This is a genomic window from Sellimonas catena (assembly GCF_027924685.1).
In the GTDB taxonomy this organism is placed as follows: Bacteria; Bacillota; Clostridia; order Lachnospirales; family Lachnospiraceae; genus Sellimonas; species Sellimonas catena.
Genome location: NZ_BSBO01000039.1, coordinates 1 through 24,119, shown reverse-complemented (window position 1 = coordinate 24,119; position 24,119 = coordinate 1). Strand labels below are relative to the sequence as shown.

Sequence of the window (24,119 nt, the reverse complement as noted above, 5' to 3'; positions counted from 1 at the left end):
ATTACCTCACCTCCCGATAAACTCAAACAAATGATGGATAACATTCATCACGCCTGGTGTCATACTTGCTACAGATGGTACAATACCAATAATAGTTGCTACGTTTGCAGCCATCGAAACCACATCGCACTTCTTTTTCTCTGGTATCGCAATTTGTGATTCCAGCTTTTCCAGTAATATATCAAACTGCTGTCCATGCTGCTGCATAATTAACGTATTTTCCCGAACAGCAAGAATAAATTTATGAATGATATCGTCTATCGAATTATCAACTGTTACAAGGTCTTCGAGTTGCCTCAATCCAGAGAATGTAATAGCCGGAGCACCTATGGTTCCTTCCAACAACCCACGTCCAGCAAAGTCATGAAAACGACTGCGTGTCCTCCGAATGACCACATCTTGTTCAAGAATATACATACCATCATCCGTTTCCGTATATCCCCCTGTCATGAACAAAGAATAAAGATTCCTTTCAGGAATACGCACCGGAACCCCATCTCGCCCTTTCGTAAGATTACGCATCTTACTTAAAATCAGAATTTCCTCCTGTTTCGGCGATGTAGGATACCAACAATTAACCACTGAAGAGGAAACTCTAGTATTATTTCCTTCGTTTCTTACATGATAGTTGTAAATTGCTCGCTTTCCGAGGTCAGTCTTATGCTTTTTCGCCATTGTCACACCCCCAACTGGCGCAATATAGATTCTGCCTTATCAATCGCAGCCTGCTTCTTCACAGCAATTTCTTTGATTTCTGCCTTCACAGCAACCAAATCCACAGGCTCCTCTTCCTCAAATGTATCCACATATCTCGGAATATTCAGATTCCAGCCGTTCTCTTCAATTTCAGCCATCGTTGCTACATGTGCGAACTTCGGAATGTCCACCCTGTCGGTGTACGCTTTCACAATCTTATCAATATGCTCATCCTCAAGAGTATTCTGATTTTTACCCGTCTTAAATTCTTTGCTGGCATCAATAAACAGGATATTATCGCTGTTGCCGTTTCTCTTGCTTTTCAGCACTAAGACGCAGACCGGAATGCTTGTCCCATGAAACAAATTAGCTGGCAATCCAATCACAGCATCAATCCGGTTCAGGTCTTTTCCGATGTATTTCCGGATGGTTTCTTCCGCACCGCCACGGAACAATACACCATGCGGCAGCAGGACAGCCACACGTCCGTCATCTTCGTCCATATGGTAAACCATATGCTCTACAAAGGCAAAATCCGCATGAGACTTCGGAGCCAGCTTCCCGGCGCCGGAATAGCGTGGGTCATCCTCAAATTTCTTATCAGCCGACCACTTTAACGAATACGGGGGATTGCAGACCTGAACGGTCATTTTCACATCCCCGTATTTGTCATCTTTCAGCGTATCCCCTTTGTAAATATCAAACCGCTGCCAGTCTACACCATGCATAATCATGTTCATACGGGCAAGGTTGTATGTTGTTGCATTCTGTTCCTGACCGTAGAAATGACCGACTTTTCCTGTTGTCAGATGTTTCTGTACTTCCAGCAGCATCGAAGCAGAACCGCAGGTACAGTCACCGACCGTCTTCGCTTCATCCAATCCCAAAGCTGCCAGTGTAGCACACAGTTTTGACGGTCCGGTAGGCGTAAAGAACTCCCCACCCTTCTTCCCGGCATCCGAAGCGAATAAGCCAATCAGAATCATGTATGCTGTACCGAGTACGTCAAACTGAGAATCCTGTAAGTTGAAATCAATCTCCGATACCCGAACCATGACACGCCCAATCATATCTGTCCGGTCTGCCACGGTCTCCCCAAGCCGGGAATCCTGCAAGCGCATGTCGCTGAACAATCCGTCAAACGCCTTATTGGACAGATGCCCCATCGTGGAGCCTTCCAGTTCATGAATGGCACGTTCAAAGTCTTCCACGCTGAATTTATCTGCATCATCACGGAATTTCACAATCTTACGAATCAATTCCCGGAACAGGTTTTCCGGCTGGATGATATATCCCAGATGGTCAAGTGACCATTCCTCTACAACCGGTCTGAAATCTTCATCTGCAAAGGCTTCCTCGTATGTAATTCCATCATTTTCCAGAAGTTCCTGCATATACAGCTCGGTACGCTCAGAGAGATACCGATAGAAGATAACTCCCAGAATATAATTCTTAAATTCACTGGCATCCATCTGTCCCCGCAATTCATTTGCAATCGCCCACAACTTCTGAGACAGTTCGTTCGCCTGCGCCTGATATTTATTTTCCTCTGCCATCGTTCTTATTCTCCTTCTGCTTTGTATTTCTGATACGTCTCCTGCACGAACAGCTTGATTGCCTTCGTCATCTTCGTCATTTTCAGTAATCCCAGCTTATACGCTGTCAACCGTTTGCGGATTTCTTCATCTGAGATAGCCTTACTGAACACATAGGAAGAGAACAAATCAGAAACAATCACGTAATCAATCTGATTGTCATAAGCAAATTCTTCCATATCCGCCTGTAACTGCTCTTTTTCAAACTGCGTAAAGGCTTCCATGATGTCTGCATCATCCGGCAAGTCATAGAACCGGGTCAAAATAAACTGCTTCATCACATCTTTCTTTAACCGCAGTGACTCATTATCGGAACGCTCAATTTCCCGGAGAATCAAATCTACATCGTGCTGCTTCTCCTCTTCGGATTTTGCCTTTCCATCTTTCTGCGCTTTTTTCAACAAATTCAGGATATACACTACGTTAATCCGGTCTGTACGAACCAGTTCAATATCAAAATCCACATCCACCGGCACAGGAACTTTCGGCTCCCGGCTTCCAGCCTGGTCTTTGTAATACAAATACCAGCTTTTGAATCCTTCGTATTCTTCCTCGCCCATCACAACAGCCAGGTCATTCCAATCAAATTTAGAGAACGTTTTGAGCGTTGCCAGCGTCTTTGCCATTGACCGGAAGGCAATAATAAACATCCGGATTTCATCTTCGGATTGCAACTGTCCGGCTGCTTCCACATCCGGCGTTATCTTACGAAGAACAGGCTCCTGATTTATCCACTGATGAAGATAATAGTCATAATCCTCAAGCAGATACTCATTCGGGTCTCCGTCTCCGGAGAACAGTGTCAGAGCGTCATCCTGCCATTTCTTGATATTCCGATATGTCACAATCTGACCAAACTGCTTTGTCACTTTATCTACACGGTTTGTCCGGCTGTACGCCTGCACCAGAGAATGCCAGATGAGATTCTTATCCAGATACAGAGTGTTCAGCGGCTTTGCATCAAATCCGGTCAGAAACATATTAACAACAAGCAGAATATCTACCTGCGGCAAATCCTTCTGTTTCAACCGCTTTGCAATATCTTTTCTGTAAGAATCGAAGGTTTCCAGCGTATATCTATGTCCAAATAATTTATAATAATCTTCCATACAGCGTTCCAGTAATTCCTGAGAATGCTCATCGGCTCCGTCATCCATATCTTCATTTGCCTGATAAGAAAAGACAGCAGCGATTTTCAACCGTTTATCTTCCGGAAGTTTATCATTGTATTTCTTGAATTCATCATAATATTTCCCAAGAGTCTGAATGGTATCTACCGCAAAAAGAGCAGTATAAATATCCTTCCCCTGTGGATGAACATGCTGCTCATGATGCTCCATGATGTGATTTACAATCGTCTGAATCCGTTCCTCATCATGATACAGTTCGGTCATATCAATATTATGCCGCTTGCAGTATTCCGGGTCATCCAACTGTTCCGGATTGATACCGTTTTTCTGCACCTGACGGGCAAAAATTGTCCTCTGATACTCCACGGAGAATCGAAGTACATTCCCGTCAGCAATTGCGTCCTTTATCATGTACCGGTGCAGGCATGCATCCAGCTTTCCGCCGGCATAAAACACATCAGCGGTTGTACGCCCGTCAGACCCTTTATTTTTCTCAAAAATCGGCGTGCCGGTAAAGCCAATATAATTTGCGTTCTGGAAATGCTTCTGAATCTGTCCATGCATCTTTCCAAACTGGCTCCTGTGACATTCATCAATAATAAAGACCACTTTCTTGTCTTTATAAGCATCCATAACAGAAGCATACTTCTCGCTCTTTACGGCATTTGCCATCTTCTGAATCGTTGTCACAATCAGCTTCTTATCCGCTTTTTTCAACTCATTGATAAGCACTACAGTGCTTGTTGTATTATCCACACAGTCTTTCTCAAAGCTGTTATATTCATCAACCGTCTGGTCATCCAGGTCTTTCCGGTCAATCAAAAATACAACCAGGGCTACCCGTGGCTCATCTCGCAAAAGCTGTGCCAGCTTGAAACTGGTCAGCGTCTTACCGGAGCCGGTACATGCAAACACATAACCATTCTGGTTCGCTTCCAGAACTCTCTTCTTTGCAGCCTTTACCGCATATATCTGATAAGGTCTCATGACCATCAGCACCGGTTCTGTTGCCTTAATGACCATGTATTTATCCAACATTTCTGTCAGAGAAGCCTTCCGGAAGAATTCCCCGGTAAAGCTGTTCAAATCATTGATACGGACATTCTTTTCATCTGTCCAGAAGAACACCAGAGATTTCAGAATGGGATTATACTGTCCGTCCGCCATCTCATTTTCATTACAGAAATATTTCGTCTGAACCGAATTCGATACTACAAAAAGCTGTATATAGCGGAACAATCCCTTGAAAGAAAACTTCCGATACCTGTTAATCTGATTGACTGCTTCGTTAATTTCCACGCCGGGGCGCTTCAATTCAATTTGCACCACAGGCAGACCGTTAATCAAAACCGTCACATCATATCTGTTTTTGTACACCACATCATCTTTATGTGCTTTATCCATTGTTACCTGATGCGTGACCTGATAGATATTCCGGTCTGTATCCGATGAAAAGAAGTCAAGATAGACCGTTTGTCCATCGTCCAGTTCCAACACGTATTTATCCCTTAAAATCTTCGCAGATTCATAAACCGAATGATTCTCCACATGGATACGAATACGCTCAAATTCCGTATCCGAGAACGATGCGGCGTGTCCCTTTTCCATCAACTTCTTCTCATTAAATTTTGCAAGCTGTTCCCGGAAATTTGCTAATACATCGTCATAAGTATCCATCTTAACGAAATGGTATCCAATACCTTCCAAACGGTCTATAAATTTATTTTCAACATCATATTCTGAAACATGTGACATTGCTCAAATCCTCTTTTTCAATGTATTTTACCAATCACAAATTAAAGCCATACTTCTCGTGATATAATATATAGCCTTGTGTTTTCTATAGTTCGACTTTCTTCTTATTCTACATGAACTTACATCCACTTACAATCAGATTTATCACAAAGCACCATTGTCTTTCAGATACCCTGTCACCAATTCTGTCATAACCTCTTTCATTTTCAGTCCATTCACAGCACAATACGCTTTAAATTTTCCCTTCAAATCCTTATCCACATGCCACTGCAGTAACTCTGTTTCTTGTTTTGCTGTCGGTACAAGTACAGTTCCCATTGCCTGTTCCAGACGCTCCTGCTCTGCAGCGGCTCTCTGCTGCTGTCGTGCTTTGAATCTATTCTCTGCCATTGCCTGTTTCCCTCGCTTTCATATGAATTCTTACGGATTATCTCCCAACCTGAAAATCATCATCAAATCCAAGTGGCTTATGCGCAATAGTCTCTGCCATCTGCACTCTTTGTTTTGCAGCTGCATATTCTCCATCTACCAATATCTGTTCTAACAATAAACCAGATTTTACTATAGGGTAGGCAAGCACATAGTTAACATCCAAATTCAATTCATCTAAATTATTATGTGTAAGCATGATTTCAGGATGCAACTCTTGATTTACAGCTGCGACTAAGCGGTCTTGCTGAACTCTTGCATAAGGATGGCTATCTGTAAATTTATCAAAAAATTTATCATACATATTATCACTTGATTTCAATTCTGACATCACACCATCTGTCTTCATCGCCAGCTCCGGTTTTCTGAAATAATAAACACTAATACTCTTTGCTTTTTCAAATGCTTCATCAAAAGCTGAAATAACATCACAATACGAACTATAATCAATATCCGGAATATAATAATCCATTTCAGTTTCTTTCGTTTTAAACTTTATATATTCCAATGTTGCAATCTCAGCATCCATATATGGAAACTCTCGACATAAATACTCGTACAATCCCATTACACCATGCTTTTCTGCATCAATCTCGCACACGTTAGAATAATAAGCTGTATGCGTCCCCCATTCAGAAGATAATGCTCTTCTGTAATAATAAGGATTCTTCCATGTTGCTGAATCGGATAAAGACATTACCAATGCATTCTCACTTCTATCCTCTGAAAATATTTTTGTATACTGTTTGACATGCTCTGCCTCATGATAACTATTCACAACAACATTCAAAAACATCATATCTCGACTGACATTGGATAAATTCAATATACGTGCCAATTCAGAAATTCCAATTGAAACACCAGCAACATGCATTGTTTTTTCATCTCGAATGGTAAAAGATATTACAAATGGTACACGAACATCAGATTTAAACTGTACATGATGCCTACTACTCAATTCGCTCAACAAATCATCAACTTTACCCATCATTTTCTTACGAGATAATCCCAAATTCACCATATAAACACCACCTATTCTTTATAGCCATCAAATTCCGGTGGAAATGTTGCGTACATTGTTTGTGGGTCATATGTTAAGTTATTTTTCTCTGCATCTTCTATCATTCTATGGTCATATACATCACTGGCAATCTGTATCGCCCGTTCTGAAAAATACCCATCACTCACCAACTTCTTAAAAACTTCATAACTTCCACCCGGATAATTAATATTATATAGACATAAATGGTGATGTTCAATTATATCAACAATCATTTTCCCCGATGAACAATGATATCCCAGATTGGCAAGTTCATCCAAAATATCTCCTATCAGTTCAATATCATGAATAGAAATATACATTTTATCATTTTCCATAAAGTCACCCCTTATTCACTTTACGCCAATCAGCCCCAGAACAGCATCCGTAAACGCTTTCATCGCCTGCGCCGGATATCCCTTCGGGTGATAATCCTGTACAGACTCATTTGCCAACTTCGCCTGAACGAACGCCTCAGATTGAGGAATGAGATACACACGGTCATGCGGATGCTCTTCTGTGAAGAATTCCATAAATTCCTGGGTTGCCCTAAACCGGTTCACTCCGTTCACCACATAGATTACAGGAGTATGCGGGGCATTGTCTTTAATAAGCTCCATAGTAACCTCTGTTGCAGGCATATCTGTCGTAGTCGGACGCATCGGAACCACAATCACATCTGCATCCTTAATCCACTCGCCCATCTCTGCCTGCAAAGCTCCCGGTGTATCTATAATAGAAACTACAGCGCCCGGCATCTCACAAGGCTCATGAATCTGTCCGCCCTGTCCGTCCAGGTCATAAAAATTATAAGGAATCTGCTTTGCATCCAGGGCAAATGCCAGTTCATCACACAGGAGCGTCTTGCCAACTCCGCCTTTCCGGTTGATGACCAATATATTTTTCACAGAACACGCAACCCCTTTCTGTAACAATCATATTTTCATACTTTCATAGAAATATTATAACAGAAATACGATGATTTTTCAATATCAAAATCATTAAATACATTTATTTCCTGATGACAGGATAGCCTTTCAGCGTATAGCTCTGTAACGCTGTATTTGCCGTTTTAAGGGTAGGTACACAGGAATGCATCAAATACACGAAAACAATGATAATAAACCGAATACAGAGGAAATCCGCAAACTGAAGGCATACAGAAAGCATCTTTACAACTACAGCAAAAAAGTCGTAACAATTATTCACTTCATGCACTTCTCATTAAGGTACGCAAAAAAATGTGTACCTTTTAAATGCAAGCCTACATTGCATTTAAACCGAGTACAAGCTGAAAAGTACGCAAAGGTACACAAATGACTTTAAACTGTGTACAGCTTAAATCTATGCCTGCACTGGATTTAAACCTATTAGTACGCAAAGTACACAAGGTACGCATTTTTTCAATTTTGCGTACTTTTTGCGTACTTTTTCAAAGGAATCCATTTAAACATAAGCCCAGTCTACAAAAAACCGGTACACACTTTTTGTGTACCCAACTGTGTACCACTCATATGCATATAAAAAAGCAACAGCGAAAACTTATTATCTTCACTGCTGCTCTCTTTTTGCTGTATTATTTTCTTACAATTCCTCTGTAATTTTCCTTCAACACAGGATGACACCGCTTATCCATATCTTTTGATGCGGTATACTTCGGGTCCATCCAATCCGTCAGATTGTATTCTGCAATCAGCGGTTCCGCTACATCCATCTTATTTCCCGGCTTCCTGGCTTTTCTCTTATCATCACATTCCCATTCCGGATATGCAGGCAGCAATGTCACCACATCCTTTGTAAAAGCTACCATACTCCTAGTCTCTGTACGCCCTGAGAAATTCTTCTTGTACCATTCCACATATAATGCATATAAGAAAGAGAACGGTACCAAATCCCACTTCAAGACAGGAAAAATTTCTTCTGCAAACTGCCGTACCGGGTCATTGAATTCCTTGTACTCTTCCAGTACGTTCTCACATGCACCTGGTACATCAAAGCTGTAATAATTCATATTAAGCACTTTATACAGTACATATTCCAATACTTCCTGCCTGTGCAGATAATCCTGCTTAATATATTTCCGCTCCACACCTGTGAAGCATTTAGTAAATGCAATAAACAGCTGTCTCCGGTAAAACGAATCGGACTTATCACGAATCCTCGGCATCTCATTCAAACACTGGACTACAAGTCCATGGAAACAATAGGTCAACGGAACCTTGAATTTCCGGTTAATATTGATAGCGTCTCCTGTCACAACTGCTTTCAGGTTCGCCGCTTTATCCACGTATGTACCGACATCATTTTCATCTGTAATAACTGCCTGCGCATGAATCAAAGGCTCCAGCATAAAATCCTTACCAAAATCAGCCAGAGAAATCGACGCATAATTCCCATGACCAACCAGCTGACGCATAAGTTCACAAAGCGTTCCCTTCCCGTTATTACCGCTTTCGCTGTAAAACCATACGGACTTATTCCACGGTACGTTCGGGCGGAGAATTGCCCCCAAAACCTGCCACAATACATTGACCACTTCCGGGTCATCGGAAAGTGTATTCATCCAGCTCTCCACGTCCCAATCCGTATTATCTATTGGATTATGTATTACCACATTTGTAGCATTCGGATTGTAGTCTACCCGTGACTTACTCAAAAATACATAATCCGGAGAAAACTCAAGAAGCTGTTTTGTATCGTAATCGAAAATACCATTATTTACAGGAACCAAATGAGGCTCCCGGCAGGGCTGAACCCTCACGGCGGATTCTTTCAGAATCGTCATCACCTCATCAAATTCCCGTTTCGTCATACTGGGACAATACAGTCTTGCAGTCTTACGAAGTTCAGTCTCTGACGTCTCATAGGTTCCAAGATTCTTTCCGGTTGTCTGATAAAGACCGATAAGAGAATATCCTTCATCATCACCGCCGTCTCCGCCACCATTAGCAACATTTATCATAGCAACATAATATACTCGCAGCAGAACCTCTGCAATCTGGAAAGGAACCAATCTTTCAGGAGTTCTCCATTTATGTCCTGCCTGTCTCACACTATTTTCGATACCAATCAAACTCTCGCATTCCTGCAGAATTTCTCCGGCAACAGTCCCCGGATTTCCCGGATTCTGAGGCGTATATTTATTCAGGACACTCAACGTCGCTTCTTTCATCGTTTCGTCCTTTGTACTTGCCATATGCGGACTCTCCTTTCTTTAAAATAATTGTATTCATTTACATATATCAATATTTTTCATTATTTTTAATGTTAAAAAGCTTGATTTCGGCGTCCGCTTATGGTATTATAATTAAAGAAAGGTATTACTTACAAACACAAAAACCTGTGTTATCAAAAACGCCTTACTTGAAATCAAATAACCAATGGATTCAGCCAAAATCCGCCAGCAGTTACGCCGCTAACGTAGCTGCTTTTTTCTGTAGTTTTTTAGTTAGACAAATCATTTTTTGATTTCAGATACTCTTCCAGTTCCTTTCTACGCACCAGAAATCTATGACTGCTCACTTTCAGAAGAAACGGACAATCCGGCTCCTTCATCATACTTCTGAGTTTTATCTGTCCGATTCCTGTATAAGCTGCTGCTTCCTGTACGGTCAGATTCAATTTCTCATTCAATGGAATATTCTCTAATGCTTTGTTTGCTGCCATGTGACTTACCTCCTGTATTTTATTCAAAATAATTATATTCATTTATTTTTGTATATTATATCACGATATATAATTATTTTCAATAGTTATTTTGCATTTACTCAATGTATTTCATGAAAATCAAAAAAGCGGTGTCCAGACACAGCAATCCATTCGGATTACCAATGCCTGTTCACCGCTTTTATTTCTATATTGACAAGCTGTACTCTCGTTTTACGGTTCGTCACCCCCGTAAAACTCCCGGACGTCTTACGCCAGCATCCCTACAAGGCACCGTTCCCTTGAGTTTTCCACATGAACAACTACGTTTTATAACCTGTTGTTATGATTTGTCATGAATACAGTATACAATATTTTTTCTATCATATCAAGCTTTTTCTGCAATTTATTCTGACGGTCCCATCAGACTGTCATTTCTAACCGTAATTCCTTTTTCCATTTGTAATACGACTTTCTGGCACAACCGAGCATCCGCATAATCTCCACATCTTTCATCATGCCATTAAAATCCTTTGAATATTTCAAAATAGCTCTCTTCGCTTCCTTACTTTTCTTTGTCTCAGATGTTGAGCCTACCGGTCTGCCAATCTGTTTACCGTTTGCCCTGGCAGTTTCAATCCCCTCACGAGTCCGTTGCTGCAGATATTCCACTTCTTTCTGGGACTGGACAAATGCCAACCGAATCTGCTCTTTTGCTAATGACATCAGATATTTATTAACCCCTTCCAGAATGTAATCCACCCGTTCTCCAGTCATAGCAATCTGGGAGGACAATGTTTTCCTGTATGTCTCCGTATTGATATGCGGCTCTTTCAGGAAAACCAATTCCACTCCTTTGTCATACAGTTCTTTATACAACTCAAAGCCCTCTTCTGCATTACGGCTCATACGAGACACCTCGTCAAATACAATGGTATCTCCCGGCTTCACAAGTCTCAGCAATGTCTTAAATTTTGGTCTGTCAATTTTTGTTCCCGTATATGCTTCTTCATATAAGATAGCAGACGGATAAGCTCTTAAAATATTCCGAACCTGTCTTTCGATACTCTGTTGCAAAGTACTGATACGACAATACCCATAAATTTTTCCTGTATTATTCATTCTCGTACCTTCTTTCCAAAACAGTGCTACATTATAGGGTCTCTTCAAAAAGTAGCAAAAACACCGTTTACGTTAAAATTTCAGAAAGGAATATATATACTACATCATATGAGCATTTAAAATAGCACTCTTTATTTGCATTTTATCACGATTTACATTCTTATTCAATCACATAATCATTAAATACAATTATTATTTGTTAACCTGCGGGAGCCTTTTTGATTACACACAAAAAGGAGAAGCTCAAATATGAAATTTCAGACTGTAGACCTGACCAATCCGGATTTGGATTTGGATGCAGATTTCATTCACAAACTTTGTGAAGTAGAACCCCGCTTGCGGATTGACCGTCAGGAAATCTTTCCACAAACACCCATCCGCACCTCAAACGATATCATCTTCTACCTAGCAGATACGCTAACACAATATCCACAAGAACGCTGCTATGCTGTTTTCCTTGATGCCGCTATGTGTCCAATTGGACTCACATGTGTCGGCGCCGGTTTCACCGATACCTGCCCGGTCAGCTGCACCAAAATTGCACAGACAGCTCTGTTGCTCAATGCCACCGGAGTCATTTTAGTCCACAATCACCCTTCCGGTCATCCTGCCGCACCCTCTAAAGCAGATATCCAAATGGCGAAAAAGCTGACACAGTTGCTGCGTATGCTTGACGGCATGCAATTACATGATTTTATCATTGTGTCCAGAAACCCGGAAAAACGTGTTTACAGTATGCTTGAAGATGAATCACTTCTGGACAACCCCGTCAAAGATACCAGGAAACAGGAATATCAAGTCGCATAGCTTTACTTCTATTCTTACATGTTATCTATATGTCTGGAGAAGCAGCCAAAACACAGACAATTCCCCAGTTCTCCGACTGGGGAATTGTTATCAGATACAAAAAACATCTATATCATATTAAAATGCCGGAATGCTGACAGAATCGCTTCTCTCTTCTCCGGAGGACACGTTGGCACTCTGTGACCTTCCGCACCCAGGTTAAAATTCTCACGCTTCTCAAGTCCACATTTTTCTTTTACCTGCGCAATGTATAGAGAAGACACACTCAACCCATGCTGGCTCTTTACCCATTCCTTGATTTCCCTGTAAGTAGCGCTGCCCTTCGTGCCATTCAGATATTCCGAATCTTTCGGCTCATAATCCTCATAGGCATAGACGATTTCCTCATCGACCTTTTTCCTACCCAAAAGAACAACCGTCTCCACATGCACCGTTCCCGGGAATAAATCCACGCAGCTTACCCGTTCCGGCACATATCCTTTTCCTGTCAGCAGTTCCAGATCTCTCGCCAGACTGGTCGGTTTGCAGGAGATATAAACGATCCTCTCTGCCCCAAATCCAATGATCTTTTCCAGTGCTTTCGGATGTACTCCGTCACGTGGAGGATCAAGGATAATCAGATCCGGCACTTCCTGCAGCTCATCAACTACTTTCAGCACATCACCGGCCCAGAAGCTGCAGTTATCCAGTTCATTCAATGCCGCATTTTCTCTCGCTGCCTCAACCGCTTCCTCGATGATCTCAACACCGACCACTTTTTTTGCAACCGGTGCCGCAATCTGGGCGATGGTGCCTGTTCCGCTGTACAGGTCAAAGACAACTTTATCCTTCGTATCTCCGATATATTCCCGTGCTGTCTCGTACAGTACCTCGGCCCCCAGAGAATTGGTCTGGAAGAAGGAGAATGGTGTAATCTTGAATTTCAGTCCCAGAAGTTCCTCATAAAAATAGTTCTGTCCATACAGAATTTCTGTTCCTTCATCTTTTACCGCATCAGCCAGGCTGCCGTTTCTCGTATGCAGAATTCCCGCAAAAGTTCCTTTCAGCGGTAATGCCAGCAGTGCTTCTTTCCACCCTCTCAGCAGAGCTTCTTCCCCTGTATAAGCGGATGTTGTAATCAGGTCCGCCAGAATTTCTCCTGTTTTTACCGCCTTTCTTACAAGCAGGTGGCGGAGATATCCGTCATGGCGCATCCGGTGATAGAACGGCACCTTCTGCTGTTCAAAATACTCTCTGGTACATTCCAGAATCATCCGGAAATCCTCATCCACGATCCGGCACCCGGAAACGGTCACAATATCGTGAAAGCTTCCCCGCTTATGCATGCCAAGTGACAGCGGGCCGTCCTTATATTCATCGCCGAATGTAAATTCCATCTTATTCCGATACGCTTCCCGCACCGGGCTTTCCTTGATTCCTTCAAATACTCCTTCCGGAATCCGGTCTTTCAAAAGTTCCCGTACCTGGGATTCTTTGAGTTCCAGCTGCTTTTCGTACGGAAGGCTCTGGTAGGAGCATCCTCCGCACTGTCCGAAATGTGGGCACGGCGACGGGATCTCGTCTTTCGATGTCTCAAGGACTTCCAGAAGCCGTCCTTCGGCTTTCCCTTTTCTCACTTTATTGACTGCCACTTTTACTTTCTGTCCCGGAATCACATGCTTCACGATGATATCCTGCTCTTCGCCTTCCACTTTCACAATTCCTTTATTTGGAAATTTGACGCAGCAGACAGTTCCTTCATATATGGTTCCTTTTTTCATGGTTCTTCTCTCTCCTGTATTGATTCTCAAAAAAATAAGGCAGGAAGTTGATTTCCTACCCTATCTTCTCTTGCTTTTCCAAGTTTTACTCTACTTCATCTTCGTCATCGAAGAAGTCGTCGTCAAAATCGTCATCGAAATCTTCTTCAAAATCTTCCAGATAATCTGGTGTAAAGAATGAGTATACTGCGTAAGCAATCGCTGCTACCGCTGCTACGGCTCCAATAATTGCCAGTACCCAAACAATCACCTTTTTCGTATTATCTTCATCTTTTTTCTGTAATAATTCGCTTAATTTGGAAGCTGCCATAATCTCTTCAAACTTTCCGCTCATGCTCCCTCTCCTTTCCGATGTTGCCATCTCAACGCTTATTCTTTTTGGTAATTATACCACTATCATAGACAGAATGCCATCCTTTTATGTGAACTTTTCCTGATTTTGTCATTTTAAAGGGTGCTGTTCACACCATACTCAGAAGCACGACGAGTGCGCATGCGGACGGCGGTTTGGGGTGAACCGTACTTTTAAAATTACAATTCCCCATGCTCTTTTGTCCGTCTGTCTGATCTGCGCCTACTCAACCTTCTTGAGTCTCGCAAATGCCGCAAACATTTTTTTCACTCCGACCGTATCGAACTCGACCGTTACTTCGTAGTCCCGGCCGCCTTCTGTGATCGCTGTCACCAGTCCTTCACCGAACTTCATATGACGGACACGGTCTCCCACGTCATAACCCGGTCCTTCTCCGGAAGCCACCTTAAACTGTTGCACCGGCTTTTTGATACCGAATGCCTGAGAATGAAAAGCTGCTTTTGCCTTGGCGTAGGTCTGGTTTCTTGCAATCTCTATCTGCGGTTTTTCTTTGTGCAGCTCTTTGTGCCCGCCCAGAAGTTCTTCCGGAATCTCCCGTAAAAACCGGGAAGATTTGTTGTACTGGGTCTCGCCCCGTACCATCCTTCTCCTTGCACAGGTCAGCGTCAGCTCTTTCATGGCTCTTGTAATACCGACGTAGCAAAGGCGTCTCTCCTCTTCCAGCTCCATCGGATCATCTGCTGTGATGGTCATATAACTTGGGAAGAGCCCGTCCTCCATTCCCGCCAGAAAGACATACGGGAATTCCAGTCCTTTCGCGCTGTGTAAAGTCATCAAAACGACATAATCGCTCTCCTCGTCCAGATTGTCAATATCGGCCACCAGCGCTACTTCCTCCAGGAATCCGGACAGCGTCGGCTGTTCTCCGGTCTGCTCACAGCTTTCCTCGTAGGAAGCCACCTTGCTTTTTAATTCTTCCACGTTTTCGATCCGGCTTTCGGCGTCTTCCATATCGATCTCTTCGAGATAGCTTTCATAATCCAGCGTCTCGATAATATCATTTAACAGGGCAAGCGGTGTCATCCGGCCTGATTCCTCTTTGAAATGCTCGATCAAGGCGGTAAAAGATTCCAGACGGGAAACGGCGCGTCCGATATTCGGAATCAGGTCCGCTGCCCGAAGCGCCTCATAAAATCCGATTTCTTTCTGGATAGCATATTCCTGCACCCGGTTGATGGAAGTCAGTCCGATTCCCCGTTTTGGCACATTGATAATTCTGCGTACTGCCAGATCGTCCCGCCCGTTTTCGATGGTACGGAGATAGGCAAGCAGATCCTTGATCTCCCGTCTTGCATAGAAGTTGACGCCTCCGATCACTTTATATGGAATGTTGGTGGATACAAAGCGCTCTTCAAACATACGAGACTGTGCGTTAGTTCGGTACAGAACGGCACATTCATTATAGGAAGCGCCCTCTTCCTTGACTTTCTTCTGAATGGCTCCCGCAATATAGTCCGCCTCGTCGTAGGCATTGTCAAACTGACGGCAGACCAGCTTCTCCCCTTCCGGATTCTCGGTCCAGAGTGTCTTGTCCTTCCGGCCGTGATTGTTGCGGATCACGGCATTGGCCGCATTCAGGATGGTGGAGGTGGAACGGTAATTCTGCTCCAGCTTGATTACCACCGCATCCGGAAATTCCTCTTCAAAGTTCAGGATATTCTTGATATTGGCTCCCCGGAATTTGTAGATGGACTGGTCGTCATCCCCTACCACACACAGATTCCGGTATTTAGATGACAGGATCTGGATCAGACGGAACTGCACCGTGTTCGTATCCTGATACTCGTCCACCATAATATAACGGAACCGCTCCTGATAATACTCCAGCACATCCGGCTGTGTCTGGAACAGCTGGACGGCCTTCACGAGCAGATCGTCAAAGTCCAGTGCATTGTTGGCACGGAGCTGCTTTTCGTATTCCGCATAGACTTCGGCAATCTTCTTTCTGGAAAAATCGCCCTCCGCATCAAGACGGTACTCCTCCGGACTGATCATCTCATTCTTTGCGGAAGAAATCGCTGATAAAAGTGCCCGTTCTTTGTACATCTTCGTATCGATCTGGAGATAACGGCATACTTCCTTCATCAGCGACTTCTGATCGTCCGTATCGTAAATCGTAAAGTTTGTGTCATATCCGAGCCGATCAATAAATCGTCTCAAAATCCGCACACAGGCAGAATGAAACGTGCTGACCCAGATACTCTCGGATCCGAATCCGACCAGCTGATCCACCCGCTCCCGCATTTCGCCCGCGGCTTTATTGGTAAATGTAATGGCGAGAATATTCCACGGGTTGACCCCTTTTTCCTCGATCAGATAGGCGATCCGGTGCGTCAGCACCCTCGTCTTTCCCGATCCGGCTCCCGCCAGAATCAGAACCGGTCCTTCTGTCTGATAGACCGCTTCTTTCTGCATATCATTCAACGAATCATAAATACTCATTTTCTATGTACTCCCATCTCTGTTCGTAGTTTTATCAGTATACCATACATCTGTTCGATATTTCAAGGTATTGGAAGATTCTTCTGGCCCAACCTTTCACAAAAAACTTGCCATCTAGTTTTTAAAACTATATAATGTATATATGAAGTTTTTACACGAGGGGTTTTGACGTTATGACGATTGACACAAATGATTTATTAAACAGTATTTTAGACAGCCTTTCCAGAATCGATTATATCCATCCGGGTGAAATCCCGAATATTGATTTATACATGGATCAGGTTACGACATTTATGGAGACACAGCTAAGTTCCACGAAGCGCTACGAGCAGGACAAGATTCTTACGAAGACGATGATTAACAATTATGCCAAGAATCATCTTCTTCCAGCTCCGGTAAAGAAGAAATATTCCAAAGAGCACCTTCTTGTTCTGATTTTTATCTACTATTTTAAAAATCTGCTTTCGATCCACGACATTGAGCTGCTTTTGAAGCCTCTGACCGAGAAGTATTTCCAGACATCAGAAGATTTTGATCTGTCTGCGGTGTACAAAGAGGTCTGCCAGCTGGAAAAGAGCCGGATCACTTCAGTTCAGGAGGATATCAAAAATCTCTGGGAGGAATCTTCCCGGACTTATCAGGATGCACCGAAGGAGGATCAGGAATATCTGCAGCTGTTTGCATTTATTTGCTCGCTGAGCTTTGATGTCTACATCAAAAAGACAATTATCGAAAAACTGATTGATTCTTTCTCCGATGAGAAAAAATAAAAAGAACAAGACGCTGAGGGCCGTGAGACTTTCAGCGTCTTTATGATTACTCTTTGTTTTCAATTCTGTCAAATACCATATCGTACCCGTCATTGCCGTAGTTCAAAGAACGGTTTACACGGCTGATCGTCGCGGTTGATGCTCCGGTCTTCTCTGCAATCTCCAGATACGTCTTCTGCTCACGCAGCATTTTTGCCACCTCAAATCTCTGAGATAAAGACAAGAGCTCATTGATCGTACAGATGTCTTCAAAGAAAATATAACACTCTTCCTTATTTTTCAGGCTGAGAATCCCTTCAAACAGATTGTCCACAGCCTCTGTCTTAATTTTCCTACTCATATCTACCCTCCATATCTTGTTCGTCGGGCAATGTTTCTGCCGAGTACTATTTTAGCACACTAAACTCATAAAGTCCAGCAGTTGTTATCATTTCCGTTTGATAAGACTGTAAAATTTTTCATAAGACGTTGTGGCAATCAGTTCTTCCGGGAAATCGGTCTCCTGAAGAATTTTTTCGATACAGCTAAACTCTCCGGCGTCTGCATCGATATGTGCGTCACTGCCTGTTGTGATATAAACGCCCTCTTTTTTGCAGAGTTCCAGAATTTCCTTTGCGTTGACCTCAGTATTCACACGGAATCCGCCCGGACGCAGGGAGGAATTATTCATCTCGAGAAGCGTATTGGTCTCCTTCGCTCCTCTGACAAGTTTTTCGTAATCGATCGGAAACCGGCCGTCGTCCGGATGACCGATAATATGAATATACGGATTTTTCATCACGTTGAGATAGGCCTGTGTATTCAGCTCCCTGGAACGGCTTTCTCCATAGCACGGTCCATGGATACTCGCAATGGCCAGATCCATCGACTTCAAAACACCTGCCGGAAGATCTACCGTACCGTACTCGTCCATGATATTCAGTTCCACACCCATCAGGATGTGAAGCCCGTCCACTTCTCTTGGTACGACTGTATAATTCTGGAAATAAAATTCATGGCACGCTCCAGGCATCTCCGGTGCATGCTCCGTCAAGGCAAGCGCCTCCAGTCCCCTGTTTTTTGCGGCCTGAATCATCTCCATTCTCGTACTGTAGGCATGCCCGCTTACCACAGTATGAGAATGTGAATCTACTAAGATTTTCAAAAAGATCCCTTCTTTCTTTATATCTTTTCTACTTTACTGCTTTAGTTTAACATATTTTTCCATTAAGAACAATGATACATACTTCTTTCATTTCCGTCCATACTTTTGATTGAGGTGATCCAAATGAAGAAAGATTCAACTGTAAAGAAAACCCGGAAGAATCCAGATTCTTATGATTATCTGGCCAATTCTGCTTCTGCCAACGACTGTACCGGCCTGATTCCATCCGCACCGCAGTCTGAAGCAGAACTTCAGTCTTATGAAGAAGTCTACGCCTATACTGCTCCAAAAATCAAATCCCAAAAAGGCTCTGATCAATCCTGAAAAAGGGATGCCCGCCTGCGGCAAGTTTCCGCAGACGGGCATCTTCTTTTAAAACAACGTCATCTGTCCTGTACAGTATTTCTCCTGCTTTGCGATCTTTACCTCATCCTCCGGCCTGAGATGTCCGGTCAGTAACGGGGAGGTTGTATCGTGTTCTCTCATCTTCTCTTGTACAAGCTCCTTGTTCTCATTTGCGTAGCAGTAAATGCAGCCGTTCCCGCATGTATTGTATTCTCCGATGTCACTTCCAAGAACACAGCTGCATCCCTCTCTCGGAGTCTTTTTCCCGCCCGGAATCTGCATTTCCATGCCGACCGCATGTTCCAGAATCTCCTTTGTCATACAGCCCGAAATATCGATGCCGTACGGTGCAAGTTCCGTACCTTCACAGCAGGAACGTACCCGGATCTGATACTTCCCTGCAATCTGTGCAAACTCTTTTCCGATACAGAGCCGTTCCTCTTTGCGAACCGGCCGGACTTCCGGAAAATTCCGCTTCGTTTTTGCATACAGATCAATAAAACTGATCACACACTGATCGGTATATCCACTTAAGTATGCACACATCGTTTCAAACGCCTCCATATGAAAGGACAGGCTGTACCGGTCCGACAGAAAAATCGGATCATAACGCCAGCTGACAGCCCGTTTTCCAACCTTTTCGGAAAGCACACGGAAGGATTCCAGTACCTTTCTCTTGTCCGGTACCTGCGGTTCGATCTCTTTTCCGTAGGGTGTGATCGTCACAAACCAGAACTGCGGAAATACCGAAATCTCATCGAGTCTTCCAAGCATCGGTTCCGGATTCTTGGTACAAAATGCAAGACAGTCCACCACATCCGGCGTCAGACGGTACCGTGTGACCTGCTGCGGATAGTAAGGATTTCTCACAAGCACATATTTTTCCCGTATTCTCCGGAAAAACCAGTCGCTGTAACAGGCAGGAATATCTGTCCGCATCCCGGTATTGATTATCACAGCTCCCACTCCTTTCCTTCAGGGCTTTCCTTTGAAACGCCTGGTCAGGACAGGGTAAATGCTTCTTCCGCACCTGTCGTATCAATCAGTGCTGTCATGAGCGCATCCACGTCTTCCCCAGGGATCTCCCATACATTTTCCGTCTCACTTTCCTGTACATGGACGGTAATGGTTGTCTTGTCACCGTACTGCGGATTTTCAAGAGCGGTATTGAGACATTCGTAGAGCATCTCTCCCGCTGCCTCCGTCATCTCCTCATCGGTAGGCGCCGCCTGATTATTCAGAATATTGTTCTGCACCTGGGACAGATAATCCTGCAGCTTCTGCTGGAGCAGCTCTTCTACACCGCCGAACATAATGATCGGTTCTACTTCCACGCCGACTTCAAAGCTTCCGTCATCCTGCTCTTTTGCTTCCTGCACGGTATATTTTGTCTTTTGCATCAGGTTTGGAATATAGCTCCGGTACTTTTCCGTCAGCTCGTCCGAAAATCCAAGGGAATCAAATTCCTGCATGTAGGAATCGATCGCTGCCTCGTACTGTTTTTTCGCTTCTTCTTCGCTGGACTCGGAAATTGCCTCGTATGCCTTTGTTTCTCCCCTTGTCACCATATCCAGAACGGCCTGTGTATATCCTGTCGCATCAAACGGCTGCTGGCATCCTGTCAGCAACATAAGTGACGCTGTCAGAATAAAAACAACTGTTTTCTTTACATACTGTTTCATCTTTTTCTCCTTTCAGTTTTTTTCAGTATAACATACTTTAAAAAAACTGTCATCCGGGCAGTCCGGATTCAACAGCTTTGCTTCCCCTTTTATAAAAAACCGGACTGATGGGAATACTGTCACCAGAAAGGAAATTCTTCGGGAGGTACTTATGTCAAAAACTTCTTTAGACCGCCGGGTTGTAACTATAATGAATCACATTCACGCAGGCGTACTGTATTGTAAAAACGACCGGTACTCTACCATATTGTACGCAAATGATTATTTTTATCAGATGATCGGTTATGAGAAGGATGAATTTGCCATTTTATTCAGCAACCGTTTTGCCGATCTGGTGGTGGATGATGTGGCCCCGATTCTGATATCGGTCAAGGAACATATCGCTCTTGGGAAAGATCTGGACTTCGAATACCGGATGCATAATAAAAAAGGGGAAATCTTCTGGATTCACGACACCGCAAAATACGATCCGGAAAATGACAGCTGGTATGTCACGATCATGGATATTACTGAAATGAAAAGTCTGAAATATGAACGAGAGCGGCTGGAATTCTATCTCAATAACATGCCGAACAAAATTGTCATCTGCAATCTGGATACTACCATTATCTATAAAAACAGACAGGCAGCTCAGTGCAGTTATTTCAATTCTGAGGCCACTTCCCTGTATCAGCTGGAAAGAGGGCATGTTCTTGTGAAAAGCCTGGATGAGATCCTGTGCCGTGCGTCTGACGGAGAAACGCAGGAATATGAAACACGATACCGGAAAAATGGTGTATTTATCGGTCATGACAAAAACCGTCTGATCCCGATTTGCAATTCAGAAGGGAAAATCATGAATTATATGCAGGTCAGCGAAGATCTGCTGGCGAAAAGCGACGGACTGACACGTTTTCCTACCAGATCCATGTTTGAATACTATTTTTACTGTTTTACCGGTTCCAGACCTGATACTCCTGTTCATCTGATGATCATAGACGTCGACGAATTCAAAGGGATCAATGATACTTACGGTCACCGGACCGGAGATGAAATCATACGTATGACCGCGCGTAAACTCACTTCCATGCTTGGACCGGAAGATTACATCTGCCGCTTTGGCGGAGATGAATTTCTGATTCTGTTTGTTGACCAGGCGCTGGAAAATATCATAAAAAAAGCGCGGTATGTTCTGAATACCGCGCTTTTTCCGGACAGCATAGGGGGAACTACCATCCGGATCACCTACAGTGCCGGAATCGCTTCACGCGGCTCCGGAGACGATTATGAAAGTCTGCTCCTGAAAGCCGACCGCGCTCTCTATCGCACAAAGGCAAATGGTAAAAACAATATTCATATCTTCAACGGATCCTGAATGTCACATCCGCCTCATTTTTCTCCGGAGAATGTCCTCCGGAGTTTTTTATATTTTCCTCATTTCGACTGCTTCCATTCTGAGAGACCGTCCGACTGTGCCAAGAGTGGACACGCCATCCGCCCGGGTCCACTGTGTCCATCCGGTTCCCTGAATATGTGCTCTCCACTCGAAATTTCCTTTCAGCCACAGACATTCCAGACGTTTCTTTTCCCCGGCCGTTCCGATCAAGGTATTCTGATTCACTGTCCCGTAGTCGATCCATCCTTCATCCTGAATATGGGCCTGTGCCTCGATATTGCCGCAGTGCTGGCTTTTAATCCGCAGGGCTTCAAGCCGGAGGGCGGATCCGGTCGTTCCAGCAGTCATGCCGTCCGCCATCCAGACGGTATCTCCGCTTCCCTGCACATGTGCCAGATAGGCAATATCCGCAACTTTGATTTCCACTGCCTCGATCTGCAGCGATTTCCCTTTTTCACCGGCCCACTGTCCGTTGACACACCACCTGCTCCATCCGAGATTTTTCTGGTGCACACGGTACAAATATACTGTATCCCCGGATTCAATTTTCAGTGCTTCGAGCCGTTTCTCCTGCCCGGTTGTTCCGATAATTGTAGATTCTGTAATATTTTTGTACAGTTTGTCACCGATATCCCGGATATGTACGGTCACATCCATATGATTCACTGGAAGAATCCGCAGTGCCTCCACTCTCCTGCTCTGTCCGGTACTGCCGGCCATTGCTCCGTCACACTGCCAGTTTGCCCATCCAATACCACGAAGATGACCCTGGTAGGACACTTCTCCTTTCCGGTCCTTCCTCTCCTGAAAAACGCCCGCATGGTCAAGGACTGTTCCATCCGGATCTTCTGCTGTCTGCTCTCCTGTACAAAACCACGCCTCCGTCCTGCTTCCCGTCAGCCGGTTCAGATCGCATTGCGGGGTAATTCCAGGGCAGTGCCCGATACTCGTATACTGATGAAGATCTACTCCACTGTGGCAGGGATAGCCGGAATTATAAGTCCCGTTATTCAGGCCATACCGTGATTCCCACCATGCGCAGCCGGACGGGCGTGACCGGATGATCTCCTGATATCTGCTGTAATCCGCATAACCGGTGTACAGCATGAACTTCTTTCCGCTTCCGGCAAGATAATCCATTGCTCTCTTTACGTCGGCGGCCGCATTTCCCTCTTCCGCATCAAGCGCGTATCCGACAAAATATTTACCGGCTCTGGCCTTGCAAACCTCTGTCAGAAAGACTGCCTGAGCCGGTTCATTCCCGTTCCGGAGATAGGCATACAGCCAGTATGGAATCTCATTGTTCTCACAGCCTCTGATAAAATCATCCAGCGTAGGATCTGTGTAATCCGTCCCTTCCGTCGCCTTTGAGATCAAGAAAGGGCAGTTTCTCTTTACAAGCCTCCAGTCTTTAACCGGCCTGTACCGGGAAATGTCTACATAATATGCCATAGCCTATTCCTCCTTTTTCAACTGTTTCAAAATCTGATTGACGTAAGTACTTGCTCCTGCAGCAAGAACTCCCTGAACAATGGTCGTGAATACCGCAAGTGCCGCTTCCCGTCCTGAGCCCACTGGTCCGTTTGCAAATACCCAGATGCCGCAGAGCAAAATACCGGCGGTTCCAAGAATCACCGGAATCCATTTGTCTTTCACTACAGTCGTTTTCTTTAGGCCGATACCTACAATATACAATACAACTGCGACTACAATCAGTTCCGGTTTGATATACTCCGTAATCAGTTCCATATTTTTCCATCCTTTCTTTTTTTCCGGGAGGCTATTCCCCTCCTCACTCTAATTTATGTGAAAATTTCTATTTCGGAACATGGAATTTTCTCATTTTTCCTTCCATATTTCCTAAAAAAAGCAGTGCTTTTGTCCAGGGTTGTTTCATGAATGATTTTTAAAAGTATAAATCGATCTGATTTTATCGAGGGTTATATATGCTATACATCAGTATATGTAATCCTCGACTTTTTGTTCGAGTAGAGGTATAATGTCTTATAT

23 protein-coding genes are annotated in these 24,119 nt (G+C 43.8%); 4 read left to right on the top strand and 19 right to left on the bottom strand.

Going from position 1 to position 24,119, the window contains the following annotated elements:
- Window positions 1-6: 6 nt before the first annotated feature.
- The 10 genes from Selli1_RS15480 to Selli1_RS15435 all read right to left on the bottom strand — a co-directional run bounded on the left by Selli1_RS15480 (window position 7) and on the right by Selli1_RS15435 (window position 11,411).
- Window positions 7-675, bottom strand: coding sequence for a hypothetical protein (locus Selli1_RS15480; protein WP_281873846.1), 669 nt, complete (start codon window positions 673-675; stop codon window positions 7-9).
- 2 nt (window positions 676-677) lie between these two features.
- Window positions 678-2,252, bottom strand: a complete 1,575-nt coding sequence (locus tag Selli1_RS15475) for a type I restriction-modification system subunit M (RefSeq protein ID WP_281873844.1) — start codon at window positions 2,250-2,252, stop codon at window positions 678-680.
- 5 nt (window positions 2,253-2,257) lie between these two features.
- Window positions 2,258-5,176 (bottom strand): type I restriction endonuclease subunit R, encoded by a 2,919-nt coding sequence (locus Selli1_RS15470; protein WP_281873842.1) that lies wholly within the window; start codon window positions 5,174-5,176, stop codon window positions 2,258-2,260.
- Between the two features lie 144 nt (window positions 5,177-5,320).
- Window positions 5,321-5,566: a hypothetical protein gene (locus Selli1_RS15465; RefSeq protein ID WP_281873840.1), complete on the bottom strand. Its 246-nt coding sequence runs from the start codon at window positions 5,564-5,566 to the stop codon at window positions 5,321-5,323.
- 37 nt (window positions 5,567-5,603) lie between these two features.
- The gene (locus tag Selli1_RS15460) at window positions 5,604-6,626 is read right to left on the bottom strand and encodes a hypothetical protein (RefSeq protein WP_281873838.1); all 1,023 of its coding nucleotides are present in this window, start codon (window positions 6,624-6,626) and stop codon (window positions 5,604-5,606) included.
- Window positions 6,627-6,637: 11 nt separating this feature from the next.
- Window positions 6,638-6,982 carry a hypothetical protein gene (locus tag Selli1_RS15455; RefSeq protein WP_281873836.1) on the bottom strand — a complete coding sequence of 115 codons (345 nt, stop codon included), beginning with the start codon at window positions 6,980-6,982 and terminating at the stop codon, window positions 6,638-6,640.
- Window positions 6,983-6,997: 15 nt separating this feature from the next.
- Window positions 6,998-7,552, bottom strand: coding sequence for a ParA family protein (locus tag Selli1_RS15450; RefSeq protein WP_281873834.1), 555 nt, complete (start codon window positions 7,550-7,552; stop codon window positions 6,998-7,000).
- Between the two features lie 668 nt (window positions 7,553-8,220).
- Window positions 8,221-9,840: a DNA primase family protein gene (locus Selli1_RS15445; protein WP_281873832.1), complete on the bottom strand. Its 1,620-nt coding sequence runs from the start codon at window positions 9,838-9,840 to the stop codon at window positions 8,221-8,223.
- Between the two features lie 248 nt (window positions 9,841-10,088).
- Window positions 10,089-10,310: an excisionase gene (locus Selli1_RS15440; RefSeq protein ID WP_281873830.1), complete on the bottom strand. Its 222-nt coding sequence runs from the start codon at window positions 10,308-10,310 to the stop codon at window positions 10,089-10,091.
- Window positions 10,311-10,712: 402 nt separating this feature from the next.
- Window positions 10,713-11,411 (bottom strand): recombinase family protein, encoded by a 699-nt coding sequence (locus Selli1_RS15435; RefSeq protein WP_281873828.1) that lies wholly within the window; start codon window positions 11,409-11,411, stop codon window positions 10,713-10,715.
- A 249-nt stretch (window positions 11,412-11,660) separates the two neighbouring features.
- Here Selli1_RS15435 and Selli1_RS15430 point away from each other — a divergent pair, with 249 nt between their 5' ends.
- Complete coding sequence (locus Selli1_RS15430; RefSeq protein ID WP_281873826.1) at window positions 11,661-12,218, top strand: JAB domain-containing protein; 558 nt, start codon at window positions 11,661-11,663, stop codon at window positions 12,216-12,218.
- A gap of 107 nt (window positions 12,219-12,325) precedes the next feature.
- Here Selli1_RS15430 and rlmD read toward each other — a convergent pair whose 3' ends face one another.
- The 3 genes from rlmD to pcrA form a co-directional block, all read right to left on the bottom strand.
- Window positions 12,326-13,978 carry a 23S rRNA (uracil(1939)-C(5))-methyltransferase RlmD gene (gene rlmD / locus Selli1_RS15425; protein ID WP_281873824.1) on the bottom strand — a complete coding sequence of 551 codons (1,653 nt, stop codon included), beginning with the start codon at window positions 13,976-13,978 and terminating at the stop codon, window positions 12,326-12,328.
- 85 nt (window positions 13,979-14,063) lie between these two features.
- Window positions 14,064-14,312, bottom strand: a complete 249-nt coding sequence (locus Selli1_RS15420) for a DUF4366 domain-containing protein (RefSeq protein ID WP_087168437.1) — start codon at window positions 14,310-14,312, stop codon at window positions 14,064-14,066.
- Between the two features lie 240 nt (window positions 14,313-14,552).
- Window positions 14,553-16,793, bottom strand: coding sequence for a DNA helicase PcrA (pcrA, locus tag Selli1_RS15415; RefSeq protein WP_281873821.1), 2,241 nt, complete (start codon window positions 16,791-16,793; stop codon window positions 14,553-14,555).
- Between the two features lie 173 nt (window positions 16,794-16,966).
- Between pcrA and Selli1_RS15410 the strand changes: the two genes are divergently transcribed.
- Window positions 16,967-17,563, top strand: coding sequence for a DUF1836 domain-containing protein (locus Selli1_RS15410; RefSeq protein WP_087168439.1), 597 nt, complete (start codon window positions 16,967-16,969; stop codon window positions 17,561-17,563).
- A gap of 46 nt (window positions 17,564-17,609) precedes the next feature.
- Here the strand turns inward: Selli1_RS15410 and Selli1_RS15405 are convergent, their stop codons facing one another.
- Together Selli1_RS15405 and Selli1_RS15400 are read right to left on the bottom strand one after the other, a co-directional pair.
- Entirely contained in the window at window positions 17,610-17,903 is a 294-nt protein-coding gene (locus Selli1_RS15405; RefSeq protein WP_087168440.1) for a YerC/YecD family TrpR-related protein, read from the bottom strand.
- Window positions 17,904-17,990: 87 nt separating this feature from the next.
- The gene (locus Selli1_RS15400; protein WP_087168441.1) at window positions 17,991-18,707 is read right to left on the bottom strand and encodes a phosphatase; all 717 of its coding nucleotides are present in this window, start codon (window positions 18,705-18,707) and stop codon (window positions 17,991-17,993) included.
- Window positions 18,708-18,830: 123 nt separating this feature from the next.
- Here Selli1_RS15400 and Selli1_RS15395 point away from each other — a divergent pair, with 123 nt between their 5' ends.
- Entirely contained in the window at window positions 18,831-19,031 is a 201-nt protein-coding gene (locus tag Selli1_RS15395) for a hypothetical protein (protein ID WP_281844372.1), read from the top strand.
- Window positions 19,032-19,079: 48 nt separating this feature from the next.
- Here Selli1_RS15395 and Selli1_RS15390 read toward each other — a convergent pair whose 3' ends face one another.
- Window positions 19,080-20,009 carry a DUF1848 domain-containing protein gene (locus tag Selli1_RS15390; protein WP_281873818.1) on the bottom strand — a complete coding sequence of 310 codons (930 nt, stop codon included), beginning with the start codon at window positions 20,007-20,009 and terminating at the stop codon, window positions 19,080-19,082.
- Window positions 20,010-20,053: 44 nt separating this feature from the next.
- On the bottom strand, window positions 20,054-20,734 hold the full coding sequence (locus tag Selli1_RS15385) for a hypothetical protein (RefSeq protein ID WP_204863803.1): 681 nt from the start codon (window positions 20,732-20,734) through the stop codon (window positions 20,054-20,056).
- Window positions 20,735-20,885: 151 nt separating this feature from the next.
- On the opposite strand from Selli1_RS15385, the gene Selli1_RS15380 reads away from it, so the two are divergent.
- Entirely contained in the window at window positions 20,886-22,088 is a 1,203-nt protein-coding gene (locus tag Selli1_RS15380) for a bifunctional diguanylate cyclase/phosphodiesterase (protein WP_281873815.1), read from the top strand.
- 48 nt (window positions 22,089-22,136) lie between these two features.
- On the opposite strand, the gene Selli1_RS15375 is transcribed toward Selli1_RS15380, so the two are convergent.
- Both Selli1_RS15375 and Selli1_RS15370 read right to left on the bottom strand, forming a co-directional pair.
- Window positions 22,137-23,561, bottom strand: coding sequence for a GH25 family lysozyme (locus Selli1_RS15375; protein WP_281873813.1), 1,425 nt, complete (start codon window positions 23,559-23,561; stop codon window positions 22,137-22,139).
- A gap of 3 nt (window positions 23,562-23,564) precedes the next feature.
- Window positions 23,565-23,858 (bottom strand): phage holin family protein, encoded by a 294-nt coding sequence (locus tag Selli1_RS15370; RefSeq protein WP_191434035.1) that lies wholly within the window; start codon window positions 23,856-23,858, stop codon window positions 23,565-23,567.
- Between the last annotated feature and the right edge of the window lie 261 nt (window positions 23,859-24,119).